The sequence below is a fragment of the Flavobacterium sp. genome (assembly GCF_044338735.1).
Lineage (GTDB): Bacteria > Bacteroidota > Bacteroidia > Flavobacteriales > Flavobacteriaceae > Flavobacterium.
The window spans coordinates 1-17051 of sequence record NZ_JBIIWV010000033.1 but is presented as its reverse complement, the minus strand read 5'-3'; the positions used below and the strand labels follow the sequence as shown (position 1 = coordinate 17051).

The window sequence follows — 17051 nt, the reverse complement described above, 5'->3', positions numbered from 1 at the left end:
AATTCGGATGAATTTGAAATAGTAGGTTTTAAAGCTTCTTTATTGATTTCAAAAGAGTTGGGATAGGTTTTTAATTCGATATTACTAATTTCTTCTTCATCTTCGGTTAGTAAAAAATCGTCTTCTTCATTTGGAAGTGGTACAATAGGTAATTCATCTTCGGTACTATTTTGATCTTCTGAATGGTTGGCATCAATAATAGGATTTGCACTCGTTTCAGCTGTTAAGTCTTCTTTAAAAGACTTTGTAGATTTTTCAAATATTGAGGTAAACGTATCGGGTGAAACATTGATTTTGAAAACCAAGAAAATTAAAATACCAAATAGTAATACTAAAAGTGTCCCAGTTTTACCAATGTAATCTTGAATGAATAAGTTCATTTCATAGCCAATGACACCACCTAATTGCGGAACATAATCCCAAAGAAACCCTAATAATATAGAACCTATAATGATAAGAAATCCATCCCAAAAAAAGTTTTTCTTTAGTTTTAAAAGACTCATATCTAATACTAGATAAGCACCTATTAAAAACAAGACTCTAACAAATAGAAAAGAGGTAACTCCAAATCCTTGGTATAAGAAAAAGTCAGCTAAAAAAGCACCAATTTTCCCCAACCAATTTTCTGTACTAAGTGCACGATTCGTTAATTGGCTTACAGAACTTTGATCAGCATATCCAGTAATGAAATAAGAAATAAAGGAAAGCAATAAGGCTAACGAAAAGAAAATAAATAAGATGCCTACAATAAATTTTTGTCGGCGACCTATCTTTAAAGATGATTTTTTATTAACTTCGTCAGTTGCATTATTAGCAACGCCTTTTGAATTTTTTTTGGCCATTGAAACGGAACAATTTTTACAAAAGTAGCTAATTTAAAACAAATATGGAAAATAAATAATACATCCGATCACTAGAGCGGTTAATGCGGCAAAAAATACTGCTCCAGCTGCGATATCTTTAATAAAACCAATGCGTTGATGAAAATCGGGGTGCACAAAATCAGCAATTTTTTCAACTGCAGTATTTAATCCTTCAATTCCTAAAACTAAACCAAACACCAAGATTTGCATCATCCATTCCATCCTATTGATGCCAAAATAAAATCCTGCAATGGTCATAACAACCGCAAGTGATGATTGCACCATTATACTATGTTCGGTAGTAATAAGTTTAAAGGCGCCCTTTAAGGCAAATACCATGCTTTTTAGTCGACCCGTAAAAAGGGTTTCGTCTTTTTCAAATTTCATAAATTATAATACAGCTAAGGCAGCTTCATAATTAGGTTCGTCTGCAATTTCATTTACTTGTTCGGTGTGAAGAATAGTTCCATTTTCATCAATAACTACAATAACACGAGAATGTAATCCGGCAAGTGGGCCATCAGTAATTTCTAAACCATAGTTTTTTCCAAAACTTCCGTCTTTAAAATCAGACAAGTTGATTACATTTTCTAATCCTTCTGCACCACAAAAACGTTTTTGAGCAAATGGTAAGTCTCTAGAAATGCACAAAACTTTGGTATTTGTTAATGAACTTGCTTTTTCGTTAAAAGTTCTTACCGAAGTAGCGCAAGTGCCAGTATCGATACTTGGAAATATATTTAATATGATTCTTGCTCCTGTAAAGTCAGCTAGTGAAGCAGTTCCTAAGTCGATTTTGATAAGATTAAAATCAGTTGCTTTTGAACCTACTGATGGTAATTCACCATTTGTGTGAATTGGATTTCCTCCTAGTGTAATTAATGCCATAGTTTATTATTTTGTGTACAAAGGTACTTATTTATTATTATTTTGAATTAACCAATTCTTAAAATCAAAGAAATTTTGAGGTGCAACTCCATGTCCAACTGGATATTCGTGATATACTACTTCTAATCCTAGATTTTCTAAGGCTGGTTTTGCTTTTCGTGCCCAATCTACAGGAATTACTTGATCTACTGTTCCATGTGATATAAAGAATTTCAAATGTGAAATTCCTTTGGTATCGATAACTTCAGGTGCAATATCTTGATTGAAATAACCGCTTAACGCTACAACTTTTGAAATTTTTTCAGGATAGGTTAGGGCAGTGGCATAGCTCAAAATAGCGCCTTGACTAAATCCTATTAAAGTTACATTTTTAATATCGATTGGATATTGCTTTACAATTTCATCAATAAAACTACCAATTAAAGCTACCGATTCTTTCGCTTGCACGTTATCTGAAAACTTATTTTCATCGGCATCAAAATGTATGGCATACCACGCATGACCATAAGGTTCTAAATTATAAGGTGCACGAACAGAAATAACAAAACAATCGTCGGGTAATTCAGCAGCAAAAGAGAATAAATCTTCTTCATTGCTACCATACCCGTGTAATAGCAATAATAATGGGTTTTTTTCTAAACTAATTTTAGGCTCACGAACTAAATACTGTAAATTCATTTTAGAAACTTTTAAATAATTTTTGATATAAATTTCCAACAATTGGAATTGCTTTATTTTCTCCTTTAATAGCTGATAGTATACCAAAAACCCATAATACCGTAAAAAACACCCAAAAAGAAATATAGATTTGCATATTACTAAAGTTAGAAATTAGTAATCCAATTGAAATAAAAGTAAGATTTAATCCTAACGCTTGTTTGATGTGAAATGAAGCAAATTTATTTTTTGATTCAGCATTCATTGAAAGCGCAATTAATATTCCTACTATCAAAATATAACTAGTAATAGCTGTAATCTTTCCTTTTTCGATATCACTTTTTTCTTGCTCTATGTCGTTCATAGCCCTAAAATTATTCATTATCAATTATTCATTATCAATTATTCATTATCAATTATTCATTATCAATTGTCTGTTGTTATAAATTCCAATCGCTTTTCCTTTCATTTGTTGTCCTAAAAATGCGGAATTTTTAGATTTTGACTGTACGTTTTCTTTGCTAAATAGCCACTGATCTTCAGTAGTAAATAGTGAAATATCCGCTTTGTTTCCAATTGCTATTGATGGGTTTTCTACATTGAAAATCAGCTTACTAGAAACTAATTTCTCAACAACTTTTTCAAGAGGTAAACTATTCAACAAAGCTCCAAAAGCACTTTCTAATCCGATGGTTCCATCTTTGGCCAAATCAAATTCTAATTTCTTATGTTCAATGTCTAACGGATTATGATCTGAGGTGATGCAATCAATTGTTCCGTCTAAAACGGCAGCGATCAAAGCTTTTCGAGTAGCTTCTTCTCTTAAAGGCGGTAATACTTTGTATCTTGAGTCAAAACCCATTAACATTTCGTCGTTTAAGACTAAATTATGCACCGCTACACTACAAGTTACTTGTAATCTTTTGGCTTTAGCTTCTTTTATTAATTTAATGCTTCCTTGGGTTGAAATCGTTGGAATGTGCATTTTACCACCAGTATATTCTAGTAAAAATAAGTTGCGTGCTACATGTAATTCTTCCGCCAGTGCAGGAATTCCTTTCAAACCTAATTTTGTACTTACTGCTCCTTCATTTGCAATTCCACTTCCTTTCAAAGTGCTGTCTTGACAAAAGGCAATTAACATTCCATCAAAATCTTGTACATATTGAAGTGCAATTTTTTGAAGATTTGCATTTTGAAGCGCCTTTTTATAATCGCCAAAAGCAATTGCTCCAGCGTTTTGCATATCATATAATTCGGCCAATTCATTTCCTTCAATTCCTTTGGTTAGCGCGCCAATAGGGTAGAGTGTAGTTGCATTTCCTTTTGCTCTATCCAACACAAATCGTACCTGCGATTGATTGTCGATCGTTGGGTTTGAATTCGGCTGTAATGCTACTGCAGTAAATCCGCTTTTACCAGCAACATTTAATCCATTCTCAATGGTTTCTCGGTCTTCATATCCAGGTTCACCAAAGGATACCGAACTGTCCATCCAGCCTTTAGAAACATGCAAATTAGGAACGTTCACAACCTCAAAGACAGAAGTAGCTGAAATTTCCTTATCTATTTGCGTTATTGTACCGTTTTCAATTTTCAAGTCCATTGTTTGATTGTGAAACGGACTTGAAGGGTCGATAATTTTGGCTTGTTTTAGAATAACTTGCGTCATTTTACAAATTTTTGAATTAGTAGTTCTGTTATTAGTAATAATAGTGTTGCAAATATAAACCATTTCCAAATTTCATTGCTCGTTCGTTCTGATGCAATGTCATTTAAAGCGGTTGATATGTTATTTATTTTAGTGAAATTTTCAAAATTAGCAGTCGATATTTGCGTTAAATCACTTTCGGTTCGTGGATAGTTGAAACTGATTTTCTTTAACGAATTTGTTCCTTTCATTACTTTAAAATTACCAGCTACTTCAGGGTAATCGCCAAAAGATAGTTTGCATTTTGCATTTAAAATTTGTTGCATCGGAATAAAACTATAACCGTCTTTTTGTACCGAAACTACTTCGTCTTTTGCTAAACTAGTTTCTAAAATTAGGTTTTCGTTTTCTCCAATTGTATAGGCGCTAATTCCTGTTTTTCCTTGATTTTGCCCCATGTTGTAAAAAGTAGGAACAATTAACGGCGCATTTTGAAAGTTACTGTTTTGTTTGTTTATCGGAGCTGAAAAAGCGTAAAACATTCCCAATCGATTGGTTGTCGAACCCACAAAAACCGAGTTGTCTTCGTATTGTAAAATGTTTGAAGCTCCATTTAAACCAAAGCTTTCTTTTGTATTTGGATATTGGAAATTAGTTACTTTCTTCTCAAAAACGGTTTGGTATAACGGATGATCAAAGTTGATTTTTGTGATTTGTTTTCCAAAAGTTGAAAGTTTTGAATAGCTCAATCCACCGAAGTTTTTAGCAAAAGCATTCAATAGACTTGGCGTATTTTTTCCATTTGGAATGAATACAATTGAGCCACCTTTTTCGTAGAATGATTTCAGTGTTGTTCCCAGAGCTATTGGTAAATCTTCTAATTCATTTAATATAATTGCATCTTGATTCTCAATTTGATTGTAATCTAAAGTTGCTAAATCGGTAGATACAAAACTGAATTCCTCTGTTGTGAAAATACGGCCTAAGAAATTATTTTTATCTGAAGTTCCAATAGCAATTACAGAGGCTTTTTTGGGTTTTGAAATACTTACATAATACGTATTGTCGTAACTTAAACTATTATCTTCGATGCTAATAGTTCCGTGAAAATCTTTTTTTGGAATTGTAATTGCAATTTCTGTTTTGGATGATTCAAATTTTGCAATCGTTTTTGCTATGGCTTTGTTGTTACTTAAAACCGAAAGCGGTACTTCATTTTCATTGGTTCCAAAAGCTTGAAGCGTGATTTTTAATTCGTAAAATTGGTCTAAAACATTTGAAATGATTACTTTATCAATACTAATGTTTGTTTTGTTTTGTGCTTCGGGTTGGATGAAATACACTACGTTATTTTCTGCCAAATCCAAGGCTTTTTTACTTTCAGATTGAATGGCATCGGTAATAATGACGTAATCTTTTTTAGTATTTTTCTTTTTGATTTCAACCTGATTAATTAGGTAATCCAATTGAAAAGGCATTGCGGAATACTTTAAATTCTGCAATTCTTTTTGAATTGATTTAATATCGGTATCCCAAAAAACTTCTGAATTGGTAAGTAATGAAAATTGTTGGTTTTCGGGTAATTCTTCTAAAAGTTCTTGTATGCTTCGTTTAAGTAATTCGCCTTTTGCACCTTTTGCTTGCATAGAAAACGAATTGTCTAATAAAATGATGAGTTCGTTGCCTTTATTGGTAGTGTCTTTGGCGTCAAAAAAGGGCTGGGCAAAGGCTAAAATTAAACAACTTAATAGCAATAATCGTGTGGCTAACAACAACCATTTCTTGATTTCAGCACTTTTTCGGGTTTGAATTTGGAGTTCTTTGAGGAGTTTTACGTTGGTAAAATATTCTATTTTAAAGCGACGTAATTGAAATAAATGCACCAAAATTGGTATAACCAACAGAAAAAGGAAGTAAAGAATTTCTGGATGTTTAAATTGCATTTATAATTATAATTTGTCAAAAGTACGAAAATAGAATTGATAATTAATAATTGACAATCAATAATTATTTCTTCTTCCGCTTCTCGTCTCTTTTACGTTCAATGTTTCTATTTCTTGATTCGGTTTTACGCGGTTTACGTTTTCCTGGTCCACCAAGGTTTACTTTTGCATTTTTTTCTTTCTTCTTGTGAAAAGCTTCGCCACCTTCTTTTTTAGGTGTTTTCAACAAGAATTTCATTTTTTTCTTTTCTTTTTCGAAATCTAAATAGCGTTCTTCTATTTTTAAATCTTCGGGAAGTACAAATTCTTTAATTTCGGTATTCATTAACAATTCTACCTCAATTTTAGATTCCACTTCACTCGGCGAAACCAAACTTATAGCAATACCTGTTTTATCAGCACGACCGGTTCTACCAATTCGGTGCATGTATTTTTCGGGTTCTTCAGTAAATTGTAAATTGATGACGTGGGTAATATCCGAAATATCTAAACCACGCGCCATAATATCTGTAGTAACTAAACCTCTTAACTCACCCGCCTGAAAAGCAGCCATCGTATTCAAACGATAATTTTGAGATTTATTGGAGTGAATTACACCAAATTGTTCTGAAAATTCTTCGTCTAATGTTTCAAAAACCAAATCTACAATACGCTTATTATTTACAAAAATCAAAACACGTTCCATAGTTTCGGTTTCGCGAACCAAGTGTTTCAACATGTTTAATTTGGTCAGGAAATTAGGAACTTGATAGACAATTTGTTCAATTTGTTCCAATGGAGTGCCACTTTGTGCCAATGAAACCTCTTCTGGAAATTCAAAATATTCATCGAGCATCGCATCAACTTCTTCAGTCATGGTGGCCGAAAATAAGATGTTTTGTTTTTTGCCGCGCATCATGGATAAAATCGAAGTCAACTGCGCACGGAAACCTAAGTTTAATATTTCGTCAAATTCGTCAATTACTAATTTTTGTAAAGTGTCAAATCGTAAAACCCCATCAAGGCCTAAATCCATTACTCGACCAGGGGTTCCAACTAAAACATCAACTCCTTCAGCCAATGCTTTTCTTTGTGTATTGATATTAACACCTCCGTAGATTCCGAGTGTTCTCACACTCATGTATTTAGTTAGTTTTTCAACTTCTTCGGCTACTTGAACTACTAATTCACGCGTTGGAACCAAAATAACAACTCTTGGTGATTCATTATTTTGAAATTTCCATTGTTTGAGAATAGGTAACAGATAGGCAAATGTTTTACCTGTTCCTGTTTGAGCAATACCCATCATGTCTCTTCCCGATAGAATTACCGAATGCGATTTTTCTTGAATAGGTGTAGGATGTACAAAACCTAATTCATCTAACGCTTTTTGCAGGGATTTTGGTAAATCAAATTCTAAAAAAGTTTTCATAAATGGGATAAAATTATCGGCAAAGGTACATAAACTTTTTGGAATGATTTTTTGCAGTATGTAACATAGTTTGCGCTATTTTTAGTTACTTTACACCCCAATAAACAAGCAATCTATTTTTTAATTCATGAGTTTCAATAAGACGGTATTTTTTGTGCTATTTATTTGTTTTTTTACATTGAGTGGTTATGCTCAAGTAAAAAAGCAAGATAGCACCACCGTAATTTATAATGAAATACACGATTTATCTAAAAAGAGTAAGTTTAATAAATTTGTGTATAAGTTATTTTTTCGTTCTTCCGCTTTAAAAGTTGAAAATCCAGTTACAGAAAAGAAAAACATAGACAAACCTCTCATAACAAATAAATTAAACGGAAAGATCATTCGGAATATTAGTATTGAAACTTTAGATCCGTTTGGACAATCGGTTACTACTGAGAGTAAAAAACCTCGAAATGGATTTGAACGTTTTGGAAATTCAATTCATTTGAAAACCAAAGAATTTACCATTCGAAATTTGCTATTATTTAAAAAAAATGAGGCTTGCGATTCGTTACTTTTAAAAGAATCAGAGCGTTTAATTAGAAGTCAGCGCTATGTTCGTGAAGTTGTTGTTACCCCAATTTCTTTGGGTGCATCAAATGATTCTATTGATGTTAAGATAAGGGTTTTAGATTCTTGGAGTTTGATTCCAAATGGAAGTTATTCAACCAATCAAAGTAGTTTAAAATTAACTGAACGAAATATACTTGGTTTTGGACACCAAATTTCGGGTAACTTGCAAAACAAGTTTGGTTCTAAAGAACAAGCTGTTTTTGCTAGCTATTCAATTAATAATATTAAAAATAGTTTTATTCGGCTAGATGTAAGTTATGCTAGTGAATTTAATAAAAATAGTAGACGAAGCTTTAATTTATCGCGTCCTTTTTATTCGGTATTTGCAAAGAATGCAGGCGGGATATTTTTTGAAAATACGTTAAGTTCAGAGTTTTTTCCAGTTGCAGATACATTGGTGGAAGCACCTTTAAAATTTGAATTTCAAGAATATTGGTATGGAAGGGCTTTTCGTTTGGCAAAAAATAATTTCAAAGATGCCGTTTACACAAATTTTATTACGGCTGTTAATTTTAATAAAAAAGTGTATTTGTTAAATCCAGATGCATCTTTAGATAGTTCCTCTTTTTTTACCACTGAAAAAAATATTATAGGATATTTTGGACTTTCAAAGCAACGATTTTATCAGGACAATTATGTTTTTAATTATGATATCATTGAGGATATACCTTACGGACATAATATTGCATTAATTTTTGGTTATCAAGATAAAAATAACTTTTCCAGATGGTATTCGGGCATCACCCTTTCAAAAGGGAAAAAGTATAATTTTGGTTATTTCAGTAGTTTTATAGAATGGGGAAGTTTTTATAATAAATCGATTACTGAACAAACGGCATTTAAAGTCGGATTTAATTATTTTAGCCCACTGATTAATTGGGGAAAATGGCGTTTTAGACAATTTATAAAACCAACTTATATCTGGGGAAACAACAGAGATGCTTCGTTCAAAGATCAGCTTACGTTAAATAATTATTATGGTATTGAAGGCTATAATAACCGAATTTTAGGTTCTCAAAAGTGGATTTTTTCATTGCAAACACAGTCTTATGTTCCCGGAAGTTGGTATGGATTTCGTTTTAGTCCTTATTTGAACATTTCTATGGGTTCGTTAGCCAATAAGAATGCTTTTTTTGATAGTAAAGTATACTCAAAATTTAGTGTAGGAGTTCAAATAAACAATGATTTTTTAGTTTTTAATAGTTTTCAAATATCCTTTTCATATTACCCTTACATCCCATTTGAAGGCTATGATGTTTTAAAAACTAATTCTTTTGAAAATACAGACTTGACGTTAAATGACTTTCAATTAGGCAAACCTGCTTATATTAGATACGAGTAGTTATTTAATTACAGGTAATTTTATTTAATCTAAATAGTCATTGAAAACAATTTTGTTTCGGGGGCTTTTCTTATTAAATGTAAATCAAACGCCATACAAATATTTCTCACAAAAGGTTTGCCTTTTTCGGTAATGATGATTCCGTTTTCTTTTTGAACCATTAAACCATCCTGTTCCATTTCTTTTAAATGCTGTAATACCTCGATTATTTCAGGAAATTGCAAAGAAGAATTATCCCAAGAAGTTTCAAATTGGCACATTAAGTTGAGAATATGGTTTCTAATAATTAAATCTTCTCGCGTAAGCAAATGGCCTCTAAATACCGGAAATTCATTAGAATCTAAACGTGCATAATAATCTTCAATTGATTTTTCATTTTGAGCAAATGCATACCAACTATCGCTTATGGAAGAAACGCCTAACCCAATCAAGAGTTGCGTTTTAGAAGCCGTGTATCCCATAAAATTACGGTGTAGTTTTCCTTTCTGTGCCGAAACAAACATGCTGTCGTTCTCTAAGGCAAAATGATCCATTCCAATTTCATGATAACCGTTTTTTGATAGTAATCTTTTTCCTTCTTCATAAAGCAGTCTTTTTTCATCATCTTGCGGTAAATCGGCATCTTTGAAACCCCTTTGTCCATTCCCTTTGATCCAAGGCACATGAGCATAACTGTAGAATGCCAATCGGTCGGGTTGTAATGATTTTGTTTTATCTATCGTTTCAATAACATCTTCTATGGTTTGAAAGGGTAAACCAAATATTAAATCGTGCCCTATTGAAGTATACCCAATTTCTTTTGCCCAAAAGGTTACTTTGGCAACATTATGAAACGGTTGAATGCGGTGAATGGCTTCCTGAACTTTTTTTGAATAGTCTTGAACCCCAAAACTAACTCTTCGAAATCCTAAATCATATAGTTTTTGTAACTGTTGTCTTGTGGTATTATTTGGATGTCCTTCAAAACTAAATTCATAATTTTTAGCTTTTGAAGCCGAAAGAAATAAACCATTAATTAACAGTTCTAAATGAGCAGTTGAAAAAAAAGTAGGAGTACCGCCGCCTAAATGGATTTCTTTTATAATGGGTTTGTTAGGAAATAAATCGCAATACATTTTCCATTCTTTCAATACAGCTTCTATATAATGCGCTTCAACTTCGTGGCGTTTTGTAATGCGTTTATTGCATCCGCAAAAAGTACACAAGCTTTCACAAAAAGGTAAATGAATGTAGAGACTTATCCCTTCGGAATTGTTTGATTCGTTAAATGATTTTAAAACAGTGGTTTTCCAATCCGCTAGATGAAACAATTCTTCTTGCCAGTAGGGAACAGTGGGATAACTCGTATAACGAGGTCCAGGAATATTGTATTTTTGGACTAAAGAAGGTTGCATAATGAGTAGAGTTATTTCAGAATACGAAATTAGGTTTCCTTTCTAAAATAAAAAATGATAAATGTCATATTACATCAAGTGTAACAAATAATAAAAGAGAATATAGGGTATAAGAATTGTAGTTTTGATTACCAAATGAATTAAAAAGGAAAAGAATACTAATAAATAGTCAAAAAAAATCCCGCTATTGCGGGATTTTAAATTAAATATCGTCAAAATCAATATTTGTAAAACTATCGGTAGATTTTACTTCATCAGTTGATTCAGTGTAATTTTCTCTTTTGTAATCTTTTTGGTGTCTTTCTGAAATTACTTCTTCGCCTTTTTTGTCTAATACAAAATCAACCATTTCGTCTAATATTTCTCTAAAAGCAGCAAAATCTTCTTTGTACAGATAAATTTTATGTTTCTTAAAATGAAACGAACCATCTTCTTCTGTAAATTTTTTACTTTCAGTAATTGTAATGTAGTAATCGTCCGCTTTTGTTGCTCTTACATCAAAGAAATATGTTCTTCTTCCTGCTCGCAATACTTTAGAAAAAATATCTTCTTTTTCTAACATTTCATTTTCTCTCATAATCCTACTTTCAAATTAATTAGTTATAGCGAATCAAAAATCTAAAAAAAAAACGGATTAAACAATAGTTTAGCTAATTTCTTTTTCTGAAAGTTGTTTCACATACAACTCTTTATAATAACCATTCTGTTCAATTAGCTCATTATGAGTACCTTTTTCAATAATTTTTCCATCTTCCAAAATTATAATCTGGTCTGCATTTTTTGCAGATGAAACGCGATGACTTACAATAATGGTTGTTTTGTCTTTGCAATAGGTCAATAAATTATTTAAAATGGTTTCTTCTGTTTCAGTGTCCACAGCGCTTAAACAATCATCTAACAATAATATTGGTGCATTTTTAATTAGCGCTCTTGCAATAGACACGCGCTGTTTTTGACCACCAGAAAGCGTAATGCCACGTTCGCCTAATATGGTTTCATATTGGTCATTAAAAGTCAATATGTTTTCATGAACTACAGCTTTTTTGGCTGCTTCTATCACTTCATCATCCGTTGCATTTTCATCGCCAAATTTGATGTTGTTTTTAATACTATCTGAAAATAAAAAGGCATCTTGAGGCACCACACTTATTTGATTGCGTAAATCATATAAATTTAAAGTGGTAATAGGTTGGTTGTCGATATTAATCTCGCCTCCGGTAACATCATATAATCTACTAATCAAGGATAAAATGGTTGATTTTCCTGATCCCGTTTTACCAAGAATTGCTAAAGTTTTTCCTTTTTCTACCGAAAATGAAACTTTATCTAATGCTTTAATTTGGGTGTCTTCATAATCAAAAGACACATTTTTGAACTCTATAGTTCCTTCGATTTTTGAAGGCATTTCATTAGAATTTTTTATCGCTGGTTCTTCCTTTAAAAATTCATTTATACGTTTTTGCGATGCTTCGGCTTCTTGCACTAATGAGGAAACCCAACCTAAAGAAGCTACAGGCCAAGTCAGCATGTTAATGTATAAAATAAATTGTGCAATGACACCAATGCTTTCAATTTCGGGATCATTATTTATATACATTGTGCCACCCACATAAACTACCACCAAATTACTCAAACCAATTAACAAAATCATTAACGGGCCAAAAAGCGAATTCACCTTAGCCAAATCCATTGCTTTTGTATTGCTTTCCTTAGTAAGTTCTAGAAAGTGATTTTGCTTTTTTTCTTCAATTGCATAGGCTTTTATCACTCGAATGCCCGAAAATATTTCTTGGGTAAATGAAAATAAATTCGATAAGTTTTTTTGAAAGGCGCCACTTTTCTTATGAATTTCTGAACTAATTTTGAAAATACTATAGGACAGAAGCGGTAGTGGAAGTAACGAGTATAAAGTAAGTTTCGGCGAAATATTATACATGTATATTACCACAATAGTAAATCGCATGATGGTATTTAAAGTGTACATTACGGCAGGACCAACATACATTCTAACTTTTCCAACGTCTTCACTTATTCGATTCATTAAATCACCCGTTCGGTTTCTTTTGTAAAAGTGTTGCGATAAATTTTGGTAGTGATTGAATATTTCATTTTTCAAGTCAAATTCTACATAGCGCGACATCACAATTAAGGTTTGTCGCATTAAAAAAGTAAAAAATCCAGCAATGATGGTAGTGGCAAGAATATAGAGAATGTTCTTTAAAAGCTCATATTTTAGTAAAGCAACGTCTTTTTGTGCCGATTTTACATAATCTTCAATTAATTTTATGGAATTACCAATAAGCTCTGGCGTAAATAATGAAAAAATTTGCGCCACAATAGTAATCAACAATCCTAACAGGAAGCGATACTTATATTTGATAAAATATTTGTTTAAATATTGTAATTCTTTCATTGTATTTTTAGTTGTACTACTTATTCAACATCAATTGGATTAAAAAGCTAATGTATTGATAATGAAGTATTATTTATTTTTACAACATTTTATTGCTAAATTAATAAAAAACCTATAAATTTTTATACCATTTTAAAATTATTCGTAATATTGCACTCTAATTTTGAATAATTTTCAAACCAAAACATATCGCATGACCGCAGATTTATTAAAAGCAAATGAGCTTCATAAAATAGACCCCGTTTTTGGTCAAGTTTCTTTTGATGGACACGAACAAGTTGTTTTTTGTAACGACAAAGATACAGGATTAAAAGCAATTATTGGAATTCACAACACAGTTTTAGGACCAGCTTTAGGCGGCACTCGAATGTGGAATTATGCTAATGAATGGGAAGCTTTGAACGATGTTTTACGTTTATCGCGCGGAATGTCTTTTAAATCGTCTATTTCGGGATTGAATTTAGGAGGTGGAAAAGCCGTTATCATTGGAGATGCTAAAACGCAAAAGACACCTGAGTTAATGCGTAAATTTGGCGAATATGTAAATTCATTGTCTGGAAAGTACATCACTGCAGAAGATGTAGGAATGGAAACCAAAGATATGGATACTGTTCGTGAAGTAACGCAATATGTTACTGGTATTTCAGAAGAAAAAGGTGGATCTGGAAATCCATCGCCTATTACAGCTTATGGTGTTTTCATGGGATTGAAAGCCGCTACAAAATATAGATTTGGTTCAGATAATTTAGAAGGTAAAAAGGTTTTAGTACAAGGAATTGGCCATGTAGGTGAAGTTTTAGTACAACATTTAACCGAAAGTGGTGCAATAGTAACCATTGCTGATATCAACGAAGACCGATTGCATGCAGTAGGTCAAAAGTATGGTGCCAAAATATTTACTGGCGATGATTTGTACAGTGCTGAGGTTGATATTTATGCGCCTTGTGCTTTAGGAGCAACGATTAACGATGCAACGATACACAAAATTCAAGCTAAAGTAATTGCTGGAGCCGCAAATAATCAGTTAGCAAATGAAGCGATTCACGGTACAATTTTGAAAGATAAAGGCATTTTATATGCCCCTGATTTCTTAATCAATGCGGGTGGCGTAATTAATGTATATTCAGAATTGGCAAATTTAACCCGTGCGCAAGTCATGGAAAAAACCGAAAATATTTATAACACATCGTTAGAAATTTTCAAATTTGCTGAAACCAATAACATTACCACGCATCAAGCAGCGATGTCAATTGCTCAAAAACGCATTGACGATAGAAAAAATGAATTACGCAAGTAAAAGTTTTTAAATAATATTGTATTTTTGCAAAGCGAAAGGGCAATTTCTTTCGCTTTCTTAATTTTATAAAGTTCTTAATTAGTTATGTTAAATAGAAGACATATCCGTATAAAAGTGATGCAGAGTATTTATGCCATGCACTCACACCAATCGGATCAATTAGATAAAGAAGAAAAATTCTTATTTCAAAGTATCGAAAACACTCAAGATTTATACCTTCTTTTGCTTTCGGCATTGGTTGAAATCAAAAAGAAAGAAGAATTATATATTGATTTAGCTTCAAAAAAACATTTAGCCACTAAAGAAGAGCGCCAACCCAGTTTAAAATTTGTTCAGAATAAAGTGTTGGCAATTATTGCGAATTCTAAAGCATTACAACAAGCGCTTGACGAACGTAAAATTAAAAACTGGCAGCAAAACGATGATATTATTTTATTATTAAATGAATCCATCAAAGCGAGCAATTTATACCAAAATTACATGCAAAAAGCGACCAGTAGTTTTGAAGAAGATCGCACTTTTATTGCCGATTTGTATACCGAAGTAATTGCACCAAGTGAAAAATTATATGATTATTTAGAAGATTATAAATTGACTTGGATCGACGATTTGCCTGGAATTAATACGTTAATTTTAAAACAAATCAAACAATTGAAATCGGAACAAGATGCGTTAATTATTCCTAAAGTGTATAAAGATGATGACGACAAGGAATTTGTGGCAAATTTATTCAGAAAAACAGTTTTAAACGAAGTAGAATTATCGAAAGAATACATTGATAAAACGCCTAATTGGGATGTGGAACGTATTGCTGAATTGGACACCATTATTCTTAAAATGGCGATTTGCGAATTCTTAAAATTCCCATCAATTCCAGCAAAAGTTACGATTAATGAATATTTAGAAATAGCAAAAGAGTATTCTACGCCAAAAAGTAGTATTTTTATCAACGGAATTTTAGATAACTTAGTCAAAGAATTTGAAAAAGACAAAAGACTAACAAAATCGGGTAGAGGTTTATTATAAAATGTAAATAGTATGATCAGAAAATCAATTGGGTTGTTAACCCTTTCATTAGTTTTATTGACTAGCGCTTGTAAAAAAGAAAGTGCGGCAGATATAATTACGTCTTCCGATATGGAAGTAGTAGCTGCAGCTAAAGCTTTAGAAGGTAAATTTCCAATAGTAAAATTGGATAAAGAAGTACATGATTTTGGAACCATTAACGAGGGCGACAAGGTAGAAACTGAATTTATAGTAACCAATGCTGGTGAAGTAGATTTAATAATTTCCGATGCTAAAGGAAGTTGTGGTTGTACCGTTCCAAAACCGCCAAAAGATCCTATCAAGCCAGGAGCTTCTGCGCCTATCAAAGTTTCTTTTGATTCAAACGGGAAACCAGGCGCACAAGAGAAAACAGTAACGTTAACGACCAATACAGAAAATGGTCATGAAACATTTAAGATTAAAGCCAATGTAACACCAAAAGCGGGAATTTCCGCAACCACTAAATAATATACTTATGAATGCAACTTTAATAATGCAGCTAGTGCTGATGATTGCCGTGTTTTATTTCTTATTAATAAGACCACAGCAACAAAGAGCCAAAAAAGAGAAAGCTTTTGAAAACGGATTAAAAGTAGGGGATAGAATCATTACCAAATCTGGAATACATGGTAAAATTGCCGAATTAACTGCCGATACTATTGTAGTTGAAACGATGGCAGGTAAAATCAAAATGGAAAAATCAGCGATTTCTTCAGAATTGAGTGCAAAGTTAGCCGCTAAATAATTTTTAGCTTACAAATAACAAAGCCGAACTTCAATTGGAGTTCGGCTTTTTTTTTGTTTTATGAATTGAGGTTTTGTTCGTACTTAGTTCGTACCTCCTTCGATGGTTCTTCGATAAAACACCTATTTTACCGAAGCTCATTCGAACAAGTATCGAAGGAATACCGAACAAAACTCCCCGCTCCCGCGCGAATCCTTTCGCGTGGTTTTACAATTTAAAATACTGAAAAACATAAATACTATCTAATAATCCTTTTTCTCCTGCATAATCTGAAGCACTGCTATATTTGTAATCTTCAGGTCTAAACACAATTCCTTCTTCAACAGGATTGTTGTGAATATATTCTATTTTTTGTTGAATTACCTCGTTACTCCACAATTCTATTGGTTTGTTATCGTGCCTCCAAAACTGATAATTGGTTGTGTTTGAACTTTTTTCAGCTTCTTTTTTAAAATAATCCAATAAAAATTCTCTTCTGCTTTCTCTTGAATTTTCCTGAATTGCTTTGATAATGCTTCGGCTCGTAAATCTTTTAAAGTCACCTAATAATAATTCTGGCTTTTGGTTTTCTATACTTCTAAAAATTAAATGAACATGGTTTGTCATTATACACCAAGCATGAATTTCCATGCCTTTTTTTTGCTGACAAAATTGAAGACTTTCTACAATTAAATCTTTATACTCATTTCTTGTAAAAACATCTAACCAGCCCACAACTGCAAAGCTAACAAAATACAAACCTTCTGAATTATGAAACTTATAATTTCTGCTCATTTATACTTTTG

Annotated in this window: 17 protein-coding genes; 5 read left to right on the top strand and 12 right to left on the bottom strand. The window is 32.3% G+C overall.

Going from position 1 to position 17051, the window contains the following annotated elements; all coding sequences use genetic code 11:
• The 8 genes from ACIQZC_RS03865 to ACIQZC_RS03830 all read right to left on the bottom strand — a co-directional run.
• Window positions 1-842 (bottom strand): DNA translocase FtsK 4TM domain-containing protein (locus ACIQZC_RS03865; RefSeq protein ID WP_396137926.1); only part of this gene is annotated, 842 nt, incomplete at its 3' end.
• Window positions 843-875: 33 nt separating this feature from the next.
• Window positions 876-1250, bottom strand: a complete 375-nt coding sequence (locus tag ACIQZC_RS03860) for a diacylglycerol kinase (protein WP_396137925.1) — start codon at window positions 1248-1250, stop codon at window positions 876-878.
• Between the two features lie 3 nt (window positions 1251-1253).
• Window positions 1254-1751 carry a thiol peroxidase gene (gene tpx / locus ACIQZC_RS03855; protein ID WP_396137924.1) on the bottom strand — a complete coding sequence of 166 codons (498 nt, stop codon included), beginning with the start codon at window positions 1749-1751 and terminating at the stop codon, window positions 1254-1256.
• 27 nt (window positions 1752-1778) lie between these two features.
• Window positions 1779-2429 (bottom strand): alpha/beta hydrolase, encoded by a 651-nt coding sequence (locus ACIQZC_RS03850; protein WP_396137923.1) that lies wholly within the window; start codon window positions 2427-2429, stop codon window positions 1779-1781.
• A gap of 1 nt (window position 2430) precedes the next feature.
• Complete coding sequence (locus tag ACIQZC_RS03845; protein ID WP_396137922.1) at window positions 2431-2772, bottom strand: hypothetical protein; 342 nt, start codon at window positions 2770-2772, stop codon at window positions 2431-2433.
• 48 nt (window positions 2773-2820) lie between these two features.
• Complete coding sequence (locus tag ACIQZC_RS03840) at window positions 2821-4080, bottom strand: dihydroorotase family protein (protein WP_396137921.1); 1260 nt, start codon at window positions 4078-4080, stop codon at window positions 2821-2823.
• Complete coding sequence (locus ACIQZC_RS03835) at window positions 4077-6002, bottom strand: BatA domain-containing protein (RefSeq protein ID WP_396137920.1); 1926 nt, start codon at window positions 6000-6002, stop codon at window positions 4077-4079. The genes ACIQZC_RS03840 and ACIQZC_RS03835 overlap by 4 nt, the downstream gene beginning before the upstream one ends.
• 64 nt (window positions 6003-6066) lie before the next feature.
• On the bottom strand, window positions 6067-7413 hold the full coding sequence (locus tag ACIQZC_RS03830) for a DEAD/DEAH box helicase (RefSeq protein WP_396137919.1): 1347 nt from the start codon (window positions 7411-7413) through the stop codon (window positions 6067-6069).
• Between the two features lie 127 nt (window positions 7414-7540).
• Here ACIQZC_RS03830 and ACIQZC_RS03825 point away from each other — a divergent pair, with 127 nt between their 5' ends.
• Entirely contained in the window at window positions 7541-9370 is a 1830-nt protein-coding gene (locus tag ACIQZC_RS03825) for a hypothetical protein (RefSeq protein ID WP_396137918.1), read from the top strand.
• Between the two features lie 29 nt (window positions 9371-9399).
• Here ACIQZC_RS03825 and hemN read toward each other — a convergent pair whose 3' ends face one another.
• From hemN to ACIQZC_RS03810, 3 genes are all read right to left on the bottom strand, one after another.
• A complete protein-coding gene (gene hemN, locus ACIQZC_RS03820) occupies window positions 9400-10764 on the bottom strand; it encodes an oxygen-independent coproporphyrinogen III oxidase (RefSeq protein WP_396137917.1) in 1365 nt (454 codons plus the stop codon).
• Window positions 10765-10966: 202 nt separating this feature from the next.
• Entirely contained in the window at window positions 10967-11341 is a 375-nt protein-coding gene (locus ACIQZC_RS03815) for a PUR family DNA/RNA-binding protein (RefSeq protein ID WP_396137916.1), read from the bottom strand.
• A gap of 69 nt (window positions 11342-11410) precedes the next feature.
• The gene (locus ACIQZC_RS03810; protein ID WP_396137915.1) at window positions 11411-13177 is read right to left on the bottom strand and encodes an ABC transporter ATP-binding protein; all 1767 of its coding nucleotides are present in this window, start codon (window positions 13175-13177) and stop codon (window positions 11411-11413) included.
• Between the two features lie 193 nt (window positions 13178-13370).
• Here ACIQZC_RS03810 and ACIQZC_RS03805 point away from each other — a divergent pair, with 193 nt between their 5' ends.
• From ACIQZC_RS03805 to yajC, 4 genes are all read left to right on the top strand, one after another.
• Window positions 13371-14474, top strand: a complete 1104-nt coding sequence (locus ACIQZC_RS03805) for a Glu/Leu/Phe/Val dehydrogenase (RefSeq protein WP_396137914.1) — start codon at window positions 13371-13373, stop codon at window positions 14472-14474.
• An 84-nt stretch (window positions 14475-14558) separates the two neighbouring features.
• The gene (gene nusB / locus ACIQZC_RS03800) at window positions 14559-15500 is read left to right on the top strand and encodes a transcription antitermination factor NusB (RefSeq protein ID WP_396137913.1); all 942 of its coding nucleotides are present in this window, start codon (window positions 14559-14561) and stop codon (window positions 15498-15500) included.
• Window positions 15501-15512: 12 nt separating this feature from the next.
• Window positions 15513-15989 carry a DUF1573 domain-containing protein gene (locus ACIQZC_RS03795; protein WP_396137912.1) on the top strand — a complete coding sequence of 159 codons (477 nt, stop codon included), beginning with the start codon at window positions 15513-15515 and terminating at the stop codon, window positions 15987-15989.
• A 7-nt stretch (window positions 15990-15996) separates the two neighbouring features.
• Entirely contained in the window at window positions 15997-16266 is a 270-nt protein-coding gene (gene yajC, locus ACIQZC_RS03790; RefSeq protein WP_396137911.1) for a preprotein translocase subunit YajC, read from the top strand.
• A gap of 207 nt (window positions 16267-16473) precedes the next feature.
• Here yajC and ACIQZC_RS03785 read toward each other — a convergent pair whose 3' ends face one another.
• The gene (locus ACIQZC_RS03785; RefSeq protein WP_396137910.1) at window positions 16474-17040 is read right to left on the bottom strand and encodes an REP-associated tyrosine transposase; all 567 of its coding nucleotides are present in this window, start codon (window positions 17038-17040) and stop codon (window positions 16474-16476) included.
• Between the last annotated feature and the right edge of the window lie 11 nt (window positions 17041-17051).

Coding starts and splice junctions, on each gene's coding strand:
- nusB (WP_396137913.1), top strand. CDS start 14,559: ATGTTAAATAGAAGACATATCCGTATAAAAGTGATGCAGAGTATTTAT.
- ACIQZC_RS03860 (WP_396137925.1), bottom strand. CDS start 1,250: ATGAAATTTGAAAAAGACGAAACCCTTTTTACGGGTCGACTAAAAAGC.
- ACIQZC_RS03850 (WP_396137923.1), bottom strand. CDS start 2,429: ATGAATTTACAGTATTTAGTTCGTGAGCCTAAAATTAGTTTAGAAAAA.
- ACIQZC_RS03815 (WP_396137916.1), bottom strand. CDS start 11,341: ATGAGAGAAAATGAAATGTTAGAAAAAGAAGATATTTTTTCTAAAGTA.
- yajC (WP_396137911.1), top strand. CDS start 15,997: ATGAATGCAACTTTAATAATGCAGCTAGTGCTGATGATTGCCGTGTTT.
- ACIQZC_RS03835 (WP_396137920.1), bottom strand. CDS start 6,002: ATGCAATTTAAACATCCAGAAATTCTTTACTTCCTTTTTCTGTTGGTT.
- ACIQZC_RS03810 (WP_396137915.1), bottom strand. CDS start 13,177: ATGAAAGAATTACAATATTTAAACAAATATTTTATCAAATATAAGTAT.
- ACIQZC_RS03830 (WP_396137919.1), bottom strand. CDS start 7,413: ATGAAAACTTTTTTAGAATTTGATTTACCAAAATCCCTGCAAAAAGCG.
- ACIQZC_RS03805 (WP_396137914.1), top strand. CDS start 13,371: ATGACCGCAGATTTATTAAAAGCAAATGAGCTTCATAAAATAGACCCC.
- ACIQZC_RS03785 (WP_396137910.1), bottom strand. CDS start 17,040: ATGAGCAGAAATTATAAGTTTCATAATTCAGAAGGTTTGTATTTTGTT.
- ACIQZC_RS03845 (WP_396137922.1), bottom strand. CDS start 2,772: ATGAACGACATAGAGCAAGAAAAAAGTGATATCGAAAAAGGAAAGATT.
- tpx (WP_396137924.1), bottom strand. CDS start 1,751: ATGGCATTAATTACACTAGGAGGAAATCCAATTCACACAAATGGTGAA.
- ACIQZC_RS03840 (WP_396137921.1), bottom strand. CDS start 4,080: ATGACGCAAGTTATTCTAAAACAAGCCAAAATTATCGACCCTTCAAGT.
- ACIQZC_RS03795 (WP_396137912.1), top strand. CDS start 15,513: ATGATCAGAAAATCAATTGGGTTGTTAACCCTTTCATTAGTTTTATTG.
- ACIQZC_RS03825 (WP_396137918.1), top strand. CDS start 7,541: ATGAGTTTCAATAAGACGGTATTTTTTGTGCTATTTATTTGTTTTTTT.
- hemN (WP_396137917.1), bottom strand. CDS start 10,764: ATGCAACCTTCTTTAGTCCAAAAATACAATATTCCTGGACCTCGTTAT.